Here is an 11,682-nt window from a genome sequence, read left to right on the forward strand (position 1 = left end):
CCGTATCCGGCATGGCAGCCACCACTCACACAGTCACGAACCAGCCTCCGCCGCTGGTCGGATATGACGTCTTCGCCGGCGACGCGGCCCTGACCGAGGGCATCACCCGGTATGTCGCCGACGTCCGGCTCGACGAGGTACGCGAAGAACTGAGCACGCTGGGGCAGGCGGCCGGCTCCGCGCACGCCCGCCGCTGGGGCGAACAGGCCAACGCGCACCCGCCCGTCCTGCGCACCCATGACCGCTACGGCCACCGGATCGACGAGGTGGAGTTCCACCCGGCGTGGCACCGGCTGCTCGGCCATGCGGTCACCGCCGGCCTGACCGGCGCCTGGTCCCGCCCTGACGGGCATGTCCGCCGCACCGCCGGCTTCCTGGTCTGGACGCAGGCCGAGGCGGGGCACGGCTGCCCGGTGTCGATGACCCATGCGGCGGTGCCCACGCTGCGCGCCGAACCCGCGCTGGCGGCCGAGTGGGAACCGCTGCTGACCTCGCGGGTGTACGAGCACGAGCTGCGGCCGGTCGCCGAGAAGGGCGGCGCACTGGCCGGGATGGCCATGACCGAGAAGCAGGGCGGCAGCGACCTGCGGGCCCTCACGACCCGCGCCGAGCCGCTGGCCGCATCCGGCGAATACGTCCTGACCGGCCACAAGTGGTTCTGCTCGGCGCCGATGTCGGACGCCTTCCTGGTGCTGGCCCGCGCGCCGGGAGGGCTCACCTGCTTTCTGCTGCCGCGGGTGCTGCCGGACGGCAGCCGTAACTCCTTCCGCATCCAGCGGCTCAAGGACAAGCTCGGCAACCGCTCGAACGCCTCGGCGGAGGTCGAGTTCGACGGGGAGAGCTGGGCGCGCCGGGTCGGTGAGGAGGGACGCGGGGTGGCGACCCTCATCGAGATGGTCGCGGCGACCCGGCTGGACTGTGTCAGTGCGTCGGCGGCGGTGATGCGGCAGGCGGTGGCGCAGGCGGTGCACCATGCCACGTACCGGGAGGCCTTCGGGGACCGGCTGGCCGACAAGCCGCTGATGCGCAATGTGCTGGCCGATCTGGCACTGGAGTCGGAGGCGGCGACCACCCTGGCGCTGCGGCTGGCGGCCTCGTACGACGACGGCACCGAGCAGGAACGGCACTTTCTGCGGCTGGCGGTGCCGGTGGCGAAGTACTGGGTGACCAAGCGCTGCACACCGCTGGTGACCGAGGCACTGGAGTGCCTGGGCGGCAATGGTTACGTGGAGGAGTCCGGGCTGCCGAGGCTGCTGCGTGAGGCGCCGCTCAACTCGATCTGGGAGGGCGCCGGCAATGTCCAGGCGCTGGACGTTCTGCGGGCCCTGCGGCGCGAACCCGAGGCGCTGAACGCGTTCCTGACCGAGGTCGGGGCGGCACGGGGCGCGGACCACCGGCTGGACCGTGCCATCACGGGGATGCTCACCGAACTCGCCGATCTGGAGGGCATCGAGGCCCGGGCCCGGAGGCTGGCGGAGCGGATGGCGCTGGTCCTCCAGGGGGCGCTGCTGGTGCGCCATGCGCCGCCCGAGGTCGCGGACGCGTTCTGCGCGGGCCGGCTCGGCAGCGACGCGGGGTCGGCCTTCGGGACGCTGCCGCACACGCTGGATCTCGCGGCCGTGGTGGCGCGGGCCCGGCCGGTGGCCGAGGACTGAGTGCGGCACCGGTCTTGTGCGGGAGGGGCCCGACGCGGCACCGCCCGACGTGGCACGGCCCGGCGCGGCGGCGGCTCCCCGTTACCTCCGGGCATCGCCTCATGAGGCAACGGGGGCAGGGGGTTACCACCGCCGCGCCGGCCGGGGAACGGTGCCGCGCCGACCCGGCACCGCTCCCGGTCCAGGGGCGTCAGGGCACTGCCCCCTCCCGCACCGTGCCGACGTCGCGCAGGGCGGCCGATGGAATCTCCGGCGACACCGGCGGGCACCCCGACGGGTGACCGGTGCACCCGCGGTGGCGAGACACCATCGGCCGCTTCGGTCACCCTCCCCGGAACGCCTCCCGCGCGACAACGGTTGCACTGCGTTGCAGCGTCCTCGGGCGGACCGGGACAATGGGCGGCTCCAGGACGGACCGGTGAGCGTATGAGAGGCACCACCCGAGGGACCGGGCAGTACGGAGAACAGCGTGAGCGACAGAGCGATCGACGGCGCCATCTGGTCGGACCGGGACAACCGCACCACCGCACACCGTCTCGCCACGGTCCACGAGGCGGTGCTCGCGGGCGAGATGACGCCGGGCCGGACGTCCGGGGCGCCGCGCCCGGTGATCGGTGAATCCTGGCGCCGGGTCCGGGTCTCGGGCGTCGACCCGGACCGCGACCGTGCCCAAATCCCCTTGTCCGTAGCGGAGTTGGAGCAGCGTCGGCAGATGTCCCCGCTGGCGGGGGTGCTGCCGATGCTCAGCGAAGGGCTGTTACCGGCCGCCGACGCCGCACAGCAGATCATGGTCGTCACCGACGCCGAGGGCCGGGTGCTGTGGCGCGAGGGCAGCGCGCCGGTCCGGCGGATGGCCGACCGGCTGGGCTTCGACAAGGGCGCCGACTGGACGGAGGACGTCGTCGGCACCAACGCCATCGGCACGGCGCTGGTGGCCCGCCGGCCGGTGCTGGTGCACTCCGCGGAGCATTTCGTCCGCAGCCACCACCCGTGGACGTGTGCCGCGGCACCGCTCCACGACCCGCGCGACGGGCGCCTGCTGGGCACGGTGGACCTCAGCGGTCCGGCGCCCTCCTTCCACCCCACGACGCTCTCGCTGGTGTCCGCCGTGGCCCGGCTCGCCGAGGGCGAGCTGCGCACCCGCCACCATCTGTCCCTGGAACGGCTGCGGTCGAGCGCGGCACCGGTACTGGCGCGGATCGGCGGACGGGCGCTGGCCGTCGACCCGAGCGGCTGGGTCGTGGGGGTGACGGGCCTGACGCCGCCGGACCGGGTGGCGCTGCCCAAGGCGCCCGAGGCCGGGCCGCTGTGGCTGCCGCGGTACGGCAGGTGTGCCCTGGAGCCGTTACCCGGCGGCTGGCTGATCCGGGTCGGGGGCCGGGAACGGGACACCGGGCCGAGCCGGGTGGTATTGGACGTCAGCGGCCGGGACGGCTCGACGGTCACCGTCAGCGGACCGGCCGGCAGCTGGTCGCACGAGCTCACCCCGCGCCATGCCGAGCTGCTGTTCGTCCTCGCCGCGCATCCGCAGGGGCGCAGCGCCGCCGAACTCGCCCGGGACCTCTTCGGTGACGACAGCCGTACGGTCACGGTGCGGGCCGAGCTGTCCCGGCTGCGCCGCCATCTCGCAAGCGTGCTGGCGCACCGCCCGTACCGCTTCGCGGACGGGGTGGAGGTGGAGCTCCTGCTGCCGCCGCGGCCCGACCGTCTGCTGCCGCAGTCCTCGGCGCCCGCGGTGGCGGCGGCGCGGCTGGGGTGACGGGGCGGCAGGGACCCGGGGGCGGCAGGGCCGGGCGGACGGCAGGGACCCGGGGGCGGCAGGGCCGGGCGGACGGCAGGGACCCGGCGGCCGCAGGGCGAGGCGGGCGGCAGGGCGGACCGGGCGGGTACCGGGGCGGAAAAGCCGGTGCGGACGTGCGTTCCCCTCTCGTAGAGTGGCCGCACTCTGACCTCAGCTCTCCAGAGGGACGTCGCAGAACGGGAGCAGCCCGCGCGCAGCGAACGCGCGGAGCCGAATGAGTGGGCGACACGAGACACGACAGTCCGCGCTCACTCCTGCCCGAATGCCCTTCTGGAGGACCCTCCGTGTCCGTAGGCCTTGGCCTCCCCATCGGCGACCCCGCACAGCTGCTGAGCTGGGCCCGGCGCGCCGAAGCCACCCCCTTCACCACCGTCGCCCTGCTCGACCGGCTGGTGTTCGGCAACCCCGAGCCGCTGATCACGCTGGCCACCCTCGCCGGCGCCACCTCCCGGATCCGGCTGCAGACCGAGGTGCTGCTCGCCCCGCTGCACCGTACGACGCTGCTCGCCAAGCAGGCCGCCACGCTCGACCTGCTGTCGGGCTCCCGCTTCACCCTCGGCATCGGTACCGGCGGACGCGACGACGACTATCTGGCCGCCGGTGTCGACCTGCGCACCCGCGGCCGGCGGCTCGACCGGCAGCTGGCCGCCCTGCGCCGTATCTGGTCCGGTGCACCGCTCTCCGAGGAGGTCGGTCCGATCGGTCCGGCTCCGGCGCGGCCCGGTGGACCCGAGGTACTGTTCGGCGGCTTTGTGCCCGCCGTGATGGAGCGGGTGGCCCGCTGGGGCGACGGGTTCCTCGGCGCCGCGCTCCCGGCCCCGCAGATGGACGGCCTGTTCCGTGCGGCCGAGACGGCCTGGTCCCGGGCCGGCCGTACGGGCCGGCCCCGGCTGCTGGCCCAGGTCAATGTCGCCCTCGGCCCGGAGCCGACCCTCGACCGGGCCCGCGAGGAATTGACCGCGTACTACCGGCCGAGCAGCTACACCGGCCATGTCGTGAAGGGGCTGCTCACCACCGGGGCGCAGATCCGCGAGGCGGTGGCCGCGTTCCGGGCGATCGGGGCGGACGAAGTGATGCTCTACTGCTGGTCCCCGGACCCGGACCAGGTCGAGCGGCTGGCGGGTGCGGTGTTCCCGGTGCCGTAGCGGCCGGTACCGCCCGTTCGGCCGTCTGCGCTCGCCGCCGTCCGGGCGCCCGCCTAGCGTGCCGACAGCGGACCGTGCACCCCGGGAGGGGCGCCCCGGGAAGCACGGTCACGGGAGGTGAACGATGAGCCCGACGGACCCGGCGGAAGCGGCCCCCGGGCAGCCGGCGGCCGCACGCCGGCCCAGGTGGGGCGTGCTGGCGCTGGCCGGGCTCATCGGCATCGGCATGGTGCGCCAGGGGCTGTCAGGTGAGGCCGACGGGCCGCCGCAGCCGGCGGCCGGCACCGCCCTCTTCCCCGGCGACCTCCCGCCCGGCGGCCCCGCACCGCCGCCGCTGCCGCGCTCCGCCCCCGCCCGGGTGGCGATTCCGTCGATCGAGGTGTCGGCCCCGCTGATGCCGCTGGGCCTGGACAAGGACGGCTGGATCGAGGCCCCGCCGGCCGACGCCCCCCGGCTGGCGGGCTGGTACGCGCACGCACCGACCCCGGGCGAGAACGGCACCGCCGTCATCGTCGGGCATGTCGACACTCGCGGCGGACCCGCCGTCTTCTACGGGCTGGGCGCCCTGGAGAAGGGCCGGACGATCCGGGTGACCCGCGAGGACGGGCGGACCGCGGTCTTCGAGGTCTACGGCATCCAGGTCTTCGACAAGCGGAAGTTCCCCGCCCGGAAGGTCTACGGCCCTACCGGACGCCCCGAGCTGCGCGTCCTGACCTGCGGCGGCACCTACGAGGCGGGGTCCGGCTACGCGGGCAATGTGGTGGTCTTCGCCCGGATGACGGAGTCCGGCTAGCCTCCGCCCGCGCCCCTCAGGTGGTGCGGGCGAAGGGATCGGTCACGGGGCGGCTCCGCCACGCGGCGAGCGCGCAGCCGAGGGCGAAGAGGAAGGCGGCTTCACCGGCGCCCGGGTACGAGAGGGGTTCCTGGAGGGGCCAGGCCCAGGGCTGGGCCGATCCGCCCGGCCGGCGTCCGGCCGCGGCGCACGCGAGGGGCAGCGCGGCGACGCAGATCGCGGCGACACCTGGTCCCAGTACGGCGCGGACGACGAGGGCGCTGCCGAGGAAGCCGGCACAGTTGCGGGCCAGGGACAGGGCTTCGGGCCGGTCCCACAGGAGCTGGATTCCCGCTGCCGTCGCGAGGGCCAGCAGGGCGAATGTCACGCACAGCACCACGGTGCGCCGGCCGTTGTGGCGCACCGCCACTTCCTCGGTGAGGGTGTCCCCGCGGTCGAGCCCGTGCAGGAGCAGCACCACCGGCAGGACTCCCAGGAACTGGGTGACCAGAAGCCGGCCGGAGGGGCCGGCCACGGTGGGTACGGGAATGGCTTCCTGACGCACCAGGACCGCCACGAGGTGGACCGCGAAGAGAGCCGACAGGACTGCGGGGACATTCCTGGCCTTGAGCCACCAGATCATCGCGCCGTCTCCCCGGACCGGTGTGCGGGGGCGGGCGCGGGCGCGGGGTGGGTGGTGCAGTCCCGCAGGGCCGTGCTGTTGCGCCGGAACCACGCCAGCTGCTCGTCGCCGCCCGCGTGACGGACGCCCGTGGCGACGGCGGTTTCCTTCGCGCCGTAGTGGCCGGCGACGTCCTCGGAAGCGGCACCCGCGGTCAGGGAGAGCCAGGCCGCAGTGGGGCCGTAGGCATCGGCGCCGGGATACGGGCTGCCTGACTGTGCACAGGCAGGCGCGTCGGGGGGCAGCAGGCTCGTGCCCACTCCTGCGCGCACCACGGACGGTGTGGGATCGGGCCAGGAGCCGATGAACGCGGCCCTCGTGTCCGGATGCTCTTCCATGGTGAGGGTGTCCGGTACGGCAAGACCGGCCTGCTGCAGACGCCGCCGTGCCTCGGCGGCGTTGTGGCGGACCATCCCTGCGCGGCCGGAGAGCTCGGGCCACAGGCACACCCTCGGATGGTCACCTGCGCACTGCAGCTGCTCGGCCGCCCGGGCGACCACCGGATCGGCCGGCAGTCCATGGGCCAGGAATCCGCTGCCGGCCAGGCCGGCCACCAGCGCCGCACCGGTCAGGGCCCTGCGCAGGCGCACCGCCGCCGCGGTCAGGGCCACGGCAGCGGCCGCGATGACGCCGCAGGCCAGCACCACGGCACTGGCCGCGGCCTGCCAGTCAGGGGCCTGGCCGAGGGAGCAGCAGGAGGTCATGCCGCCGGTGACCATGTGGCGCAGCCAGACGGGTTCCATGGCGGCCGGGTAGGCGGTCAGGACGAAGCTGAGTACCAGGGCCAGGGAGACAGCTACGACCAGCGGGAGGCGCTTGCCGAGCAGAAAGCCGGCCAGGGCATGGGCGATGAGCACGACCAGCCACGCGAGGGCCATGCCGACCGGTGGCATACCGGCCTGCGGGCGTGCCGTGGAGATCGTCAGCACTACGGCCACCGCCATGCCGAGGGCGCCCAGGGCGATGACGGGCACCAACAGGGGCAGGGCGATGGCGAGCCCCGACCGGGCCGGCGCCCAGCCGGCCACGTTGCCGCGGGTGAAGCGTGCGCCCTCCCAGGCACCGGCGGCCGCACAGGCCGGGGCCACGAAGGGCAGCGCGAAGGTGGCGGCGCCCACGGCGCTGGGCCAGTAGCCGGGGGTCACCGACGCGGCGAGATCATCCGACAGCAGCACGGCGGGTGGAGACCACGACGTGAATGTCGGCCAGCAGGCTGGCATCGGTTTGACGTGCTGCGGAAGCCAGCCGACGGCTTTGCGGTAGGCAGCTCGCGCCTCTCGCCGGCCGGGGTTCACCCCCTTCCACGTCACGGTTCCTCCGGTAGGGGAGATCCAGGAGGCGGCGATACCTAAAAGCGTGGATTTGCCCGCGCCGTTCGGCCCCAGGAGGACGGTTGCCCTGTGATCGATGGAGAGATCGAGGCTGTTGAGAACGGGCACCTTCCGGCCGTAGTGGAAGGAGCACCCGGTGAATTGCAGAGACATGCCATCCTTGCTGTCGCGTGCCGCACGTAAACCGGCCGGGAGCACCTTGCACGCTCCCGGCCGACGTTTCGTCAATTATCGCGTCGGGGCTCCCTGCGGGTCCGGGTATCCGCGTATTCCCCTCTCCGCGTATCCGCTTCACCAGGCGGGCGTCGGACCGGCCGCTTCCTCTCCCCTGTCGGCCCCGGCAGCACAGTCGGCACCCCACACTGTGAGCAGGTGTCTCACCATTCGGGACGGGGCTCCGCCCCGCTCACGCGCCCCCGGTCCACCCCTGGCCTGCACCCGGACCCCGCCCCGCACCCCTCCTCCCTCTCGCCCCCGAACCGACCCTGACCCCCGCTCCCGGTGTGATGTGCTGACCTCATGAGCATCTCGGTCACCACGTGGTACCTCGAGCAGACCTCGCGCGCCGACCTGTCCCCCGCCGCGGGGCCGGCGGCCGAGCAGCACGTCCGGATCGTCCGCTCGCAGGTGCCGTCGCCCGAATTCAGCCGCTTCCTCTATACGGCGGTCGGCGGAGACGTCACCTGGACCGACCGGCTGGATTGGTCGTACGCACAGTGGATGGCACACCTCGGGCGCCCCGGGGTGGAGACCTGGGTGGCCTACGAGCACGGCACGCCCGCCGGATTCATCGAGCTGACGGCGGGGGCGGACGGCTCCGTGGAGATCGTCTTCTTCGGGCTCCTCCCCGGCTTCCGGGGACGCCGGATCGGCGGACATCTGCTCGCCCACGGCACCGAGCGGGCCTGGGACCTGGCCGAACGGTGGCCGGAGCTGGCACCGACCAAGCGGGTGTGGGTGCACACGTGCAGCCTGGACGGCGCGCACGCGAGGGCCAACTACGAGCGGCGCGGCTTCCGGGTGTACGACACCACGGTGACCGAGGAGCCCGACGTACCGGCACCCGGCCCCTGGCCCGGGGCGGGCCCCACGGGACCGACGGAGCCGACAGAGCCGACAGAGCCGACAGAGCCCACAAGGCCGACGGGACCCGCAGAGCCGACGGGCCCCTCCGGCACCGGCACGCCCGCCGGGGAGTGACCGACACCACACCGTCTCGCGATGCGAGACCTAGGTGTCCGGATTCTGGATGACGGTGGACTGGCCGGAGAGCGGCGTGCCACGCTTCCGTCATGTCTCGAGCTGGAATTGCCTTGGTGAGTCGGCGGCACGTCGACCTCGGCCGCATGTCCAGCGCCATTTGTCGGGCGGGCTGAGGCTGCACCCACCGGGAGCCTTCGGCCCCTGGCAGCACCCAGCACCACCGCATCTCACGCCGTCCCCCTCGTCGCGGACGCGCTGACACCCCTTGACCCGCAGACCTTCCGACGCGTGTGCCACGCGCCGCATTCCGGTATGCCTGCGCAGGTCAGCGCGGGTGCTCGGCGCCCGTCGGCATTCCTTGAGCCCGCCCAGAAGGACGTACACCCATGGCCGCCTCCCCCGAACGCCCCGCAGCTGCCACGACCCGCCGCAAGGCCGGACGCCACCGCGGCGAGGGCCAGTGGGCCGTGGGCCACCACACGCCGCTCAACGGCAACGAGCAGTTCAAGAAGGATGACGACGGTCTCAATGTGCGGACACGCATTGAGACGATCTACTCCAAGTCGGGTTTCGACTCCATCGACCCCAACGACCTGCGCGGGCGGATGCGTTGGTGGGGCCTGTACACCCAGCGCAAGCCCGGGATCGACGGCGGCAAGACGGCGATCCTGGAGCCTGAGGAGCTGGACGACAAGTACTTCATGCTGCGGGTGCGCATCGACGGCGGGCGGCTGAGCGTGGCCCAGCTGCGCGCCATCGGCGAGGTCTCCGAGCAGTACGCCCGCGGCACCGCGGACATCACCGACCGGCAGAACATCCAGCTGCACTGGATCCGCATCGAGGACGTCCCCGCCATCTGGGAGAAGCTGGAGGCGGTGGGCCTGTCCACGACGGAGGCCTGCGGCGACTGCCCGCGCGTGATCATCGGCTCCCCGGTGGCCGGTATCGCGGCGGACGAGATCATCGACGGCACCCCGGCCGTCGACGAGATCCACGAGCGCTACATCGGCAGCAAGGAGTTCTCCAACCTGCCGCGGAAGTTCAAGACCGCGATCTCCGGCTCGCCCGTCCAGGACGTGGTCCACGAGATCAATGACGTGGCCTTCGTCGGTGTCGTCCACCCCGAGCACGGGCCCGGGTTCGACCTCTGGGTCGGCGGCGGCCTGTCCACCAACCCCAAGCTCGCCCAGCGCCTGGGCACCTGGGTGCCGCTGGACGAGGTCGCGGACGTCTGGGCCGGCGTGGTCGGCATCTTCCGGGACTACGGCTACCGCCGGCTGCGCACCCGCGCCCGGCTGAAGTTCCTGATGGCCGACTGGGGCCCGGAGAAGTTCCGCCAGGTGCTGGAGGACGAGTACCTGCAGCGCAAGCTGGCCGACGGGCCCGCGCCCGAGGAGCCGGTCTCCAAGTGGCGCGACCACATCGGGGTGCACCGGCAGCAGGACGGCCGCTTCTACGTGGGCTTCGCCCCGCGGGTGGGCCGGGTCGACGGCACCACCCTCACCAAGATCGCCGAACTGGCCGCCGCCCATGGCTCCGACCGGCTGCGCACCACCGTCGAGCAGAAGATGATCATTCTCGACGTCGAGCAGGACCAGGTCGACGGTCTGGTCGCCGGGCTGGAGGCGCTGGACTTCCAGGTCAACCCCTCGCCGTTCCGGCGCGGCACGATGGCCTGCACCGGCATCGAGTTCTGCAAGCTGGCCATCGTCGAGACCAAGGGCCGTGGCGCCTCGCTGATCGACGAACTGGAGCACCGGATGCCGGACTTCCGGGAGCCGATCACCATCAACCTCAACGGCTGCCCGAACGCCTGCGCCCGTATCCAGGTAGCGGACATCGGTCTCAAGGGCCAGCTGGTCCTGGACGACCACGGCAACCAGGTCGAGGGCTACCAGGTGCACCTGGGCGGCGCCCTGGGCCTGGAGGCCGGCTTCGGCCGCAAGGTCCGCGGCCTGAAGGTCACCGCCGATGAACTCCCCGACTACGTCGAGCGGGTGCTGCGCAATTTCGAGGCGCAGCGCGAGGAGGACGAGCGGTTCGCCACCTGGGCGGCTCGTGCGGAAGAGGGTGCGCTGAAGTGAGCGAGCCTCGGCGCGCGGCGCCGGCTGGACTGAGGAGCCGCGCAGTGACGAAGGAACGAGCAGTGACGAGGGAAGCCGGCGCCTCCGAGCGCGCCGAGGCTGAGCGGGGGGCACAGTGAGTGAGCGTGCCGCGCCGTTCTACTGCCCCTACTGCGGGGACGAGGACCTGCGGCCCTCCGAGGAGGGTCATGGAGCGTGGGAATGCCGGTCCTGCAGTCGCGCGTTCCGGCTGAAGTTCCTGGGCCTGCTGACGCCGGGAAGCACCGGCCGGCCCCCTTCCGCTTCCGACGGAGGTACCCCGTGAGCACCGCAACCGGCCTTCAGCAGCTCGCCGAGCAGGCGGGCCGGGACCTGGAGGACGCGCCCGCCCTGAAGATCCTCGAATGGGCCGCCGAGACCTTCGGTCCGCGCTTCTGCGTCACCTCCTCCATGGAGGACGCGGTCGTCGCGCACCTGGCCTCGCGGGCCTACCCGGGCGTGGACGTGGTCTTCCTGGACACCGGCTACCACTTCCCCGAGACCCTGGGGACCCGGGACGCGGTGGCCGCGGTGATGGACGTCAACGTCCTCACTCTGACGCCGCGTCAGACGGTCGCCGAGCAGGACGCCGAGCACGGACCGAAGCTGCACGACCGCAACCCCGACCTGTGCTGCGCACTGCGCAAGGTCAAGCCGCTCGAGGAGGGCCTGGCCGGCTACGACGCCTGGGCGACCGGCCTGCGCCGGGACGAGTCGCCCACCCGGGCGAACACCCCGGTCGTCGGCTGGGACCCCAAGCGGCGCAAGGTGAAGGTCTCCCCGATCGCCCGCTGGACGCAGGCCGATGTGGACGCGTACGTGGACGGGCACGGGGTGCTCACCAACCCGCTGCTGACGGACGGCTATGCCTCCGTGGGCTGCGCGCCCTGCACCCGCCGGGTGCTGGAGGGCGAGGACGCCAGGGCCGGCCGCTGGGCCGGCAGCAACAAGACCGAGTGCGGGCTGCACGGATGACCGAGCATCAGGAGAT

10 protein-coding genes and 2 pseudogenes are annotated in these 11,682 nt (G+C 73.1%); 9 read left to right on the plus strand and 3 right to left on the minus strand.

Going from position 1 to position 11,682, the window contains the following annotated elements:
• Nucleotides 1-11 precede the first annotated feature (11 nt).
• From OHS81_RS07405 to OHS81_RS07420, 4 genes are all read left to right on the plus strand, one after another.
• On the plus strand, nt 12-1,655 hold the full coding sequence (locus tag OHS81_RS07405; RefSeq protein ID WP_328383590.1) for an acyl-CoA dehydrogenase family protein: 1,644 nt from the start codon (nt 12-14) through the stop codon (nt 1,653-1,655).
• A gap of 469 nt (nt 1,656-2,124) precedes the next feature.
• Nucleotides 2,125-3,414: a GAF domain-containing protein gene (locus OHS81_RS07410; RefSeq protein WP_328383592.1), complete on the plus strand. Its 1,290-nt coding sequence runs from the start codon at nt 2,125-2,127 to the stop codon at nt 3,412-3,414.
• Between the two features lie 326 nt (nt 3,415-3,740).
• Nucleotides 3,741-4,601 carry an LLM class flavin-dependent oxidoreductase gene (locus OHS81_RS07415; RefSeq protein ID WP_328383594.1) on the plus strand — a complete coding sequence of 287 codons (861 nt, stop codon included), beginning with the start codon at nt 3,741-3,743 and terminating at the stop codon, nt 4,599-4,601.
• 124 nt (nt 4,602-4,725) lie between these two features.
• The gene (locus OHS81_RS07420; protein WP_328383596.1) at nt 4,726-5,394 is read left to right on the plus strand and encodes a class F sortase; all 669 of its coding nucleotides are present in this window, start codon (nt 4,726-4,728) and stop codon (nt 5,392-5,394) included.
• 16 nt (nt 5,395-5,410) lie between these two features.
• On the opposite strand, the gene OHS81_RS07425 is transcribed toward OHS81_RS07420, so the two are convergent.
• From OHS81_RS07425 to OHS81_RS07435, 3 genes and pseudogenes are all read right to left on the minus strand, one after another.
• The gene (locus tag OHS81_RS07425) at nt 5,411-6,016 is read right to left on the minus strand and encodes a hypothetical protein (protein ID WP_328383598.1); all 606 of its coding nucleotides are present in this window, start codon (nt 6,014-6,016) and stop codon (nt 5,411-5,413) included.
• On the minus strand, nt 6,013-7,230 hold the full coding sequence (locus tag OHS81_RS07430) for a DUF7224 domain-containing protein (RefSeq protein WP_328391706.1): 1,218 nt from the start codon (nt 7,228-7,230) through the stop codon (nt 6,013-6,015). The genes OHS81_RS07425 and OHS81_RS07430 overlap by 4 nt, the downstream gene beginning before the upstream one ends.
• A gap of 51 nt (nt 7,231-7,281) precedes the next feature.
• Nucleotides 7,282-7,539: pseudogene (locus tag OHS81_RS07435) on the minus strand (ATP-binding cassette domain-containing protein); the annotation flags it as partial.
• Nucleotides 7,540-7,905: 366 nt separating this feature from the next.
• On the opposite strand from OHS81_RS07435, the pseudogene OHS81_RS07440 reads away from it, so the two are divergent.
• The 5 genes and pseudogenes from OHS81_RS07440 to OHS81_RS07455 form a co-directional block, all read left to right on the plus strand.
• Nucleotides 7,906-8,478 (plus strand): annotated as a pseudogene (locus OHS81_RS07440) (GNAT family N-acetyltransferase); the annotation flags it as partial.
• 200 nt (nt 8,479-8,678) lie between these two features.
• Nucleotides 8,679-8,762 carry a putative leader peptide gene (locus tag OHS81_RS37390; RefSeq protein WP_350257049.1) on the plus strand — a complete coding sequence of 28 codons (84 nt, stop codon included), beginning with the start codon at nt 8,679-8,681 and terminating at the stop codon, nt 8,760-8,762.
• A 213-nt stretch (nt 8,763-8,975) separates the two neighbouring features.
• On the plus strand, nt 8,976-10,673 hold the full coding sequence (locus OHS81_RS07445) for a nitrite/sulfite reductase (RefSeq protein ID WP_328383600.1): 1,698 nt from the start codon (nt 8,976-8,978) through the stop codon (nt 10,671-10,673).
• 115 nt (nt 10,674-10,788) lie between these two features.
• Nucleotides 10,789-10,977, plus strand: coding sequence for a hypothetical protein (locus OHS81_RS07450; RefSeq protein WP_088800600.1), 189 nt, complete (start codon nt 10,789-10,791; stop codon nt 10,975-10,977).
• A complete protein-coding gene (locus OHS81_RS07455; RefSeq protein ID WP_328383603.1) occupies nt 10,974-11,666 on the plus strand; it encodes a phosphoadenylyl-sulfate reductase in 693 nt (230 codons plus the stop codon). Before OHS81_RS07450 ends, OHS81_RS07455 begins: the two co-directional genes overlap by 4 nt.
• Nucleotides 11,667-11,682 lie beyond the last annotated feature (16 nt).

The sequence above is a fragment of the Streptomyces sp. NBC_00400 genome, assembly GCF_036048035.1.
Classification (GTDB): Bacteria; Actinomycetota; Actinomycetes; order Streptomycetales; family Streptomycetaceae; genus Streptomyces.

Excerpts from the sequence above, each read along its gene's own strand:
- OHS81_RS07405 (WP_328383590.1), top strand. The coding sequence starts at position 12 with ATGGCAGCCACCACTCACACAGTCACGAACCAGCCTCCGCCGCTGGTC.
- OHS81_RS07420 (WP_328383596.1), top strand. The coding sequence starts at position 4,726 with ATGAGCCCGACGGACCCGGCGGAAGCGGCCCCCGGGCAGCCGGCGGCC.
- OHS81_RS07425 (WP_328383598.1), bottom strand. The coding sequence starts at position 6,016 with ATGATCTGGTGGCTCAAGGCCAGGAATGTCCCCGCAGTCCTGTCGGCT.
- OHS81_RS37390 (WP_350257049.1), top strand. The coding sequence starts at position 8,679 with ATGTCTCGAGCTGGAATTGCCTTGGTGAGTCGGCGGCACGTCGACCTC.
- OHS81_RS07445 (WP_328383600.1), top strand. The coding sequence starts at position 8,976 with ATGGCCGCCTCCCCCGAACGCCCCGCAGCTGCCACGACCCGCCGCAAG.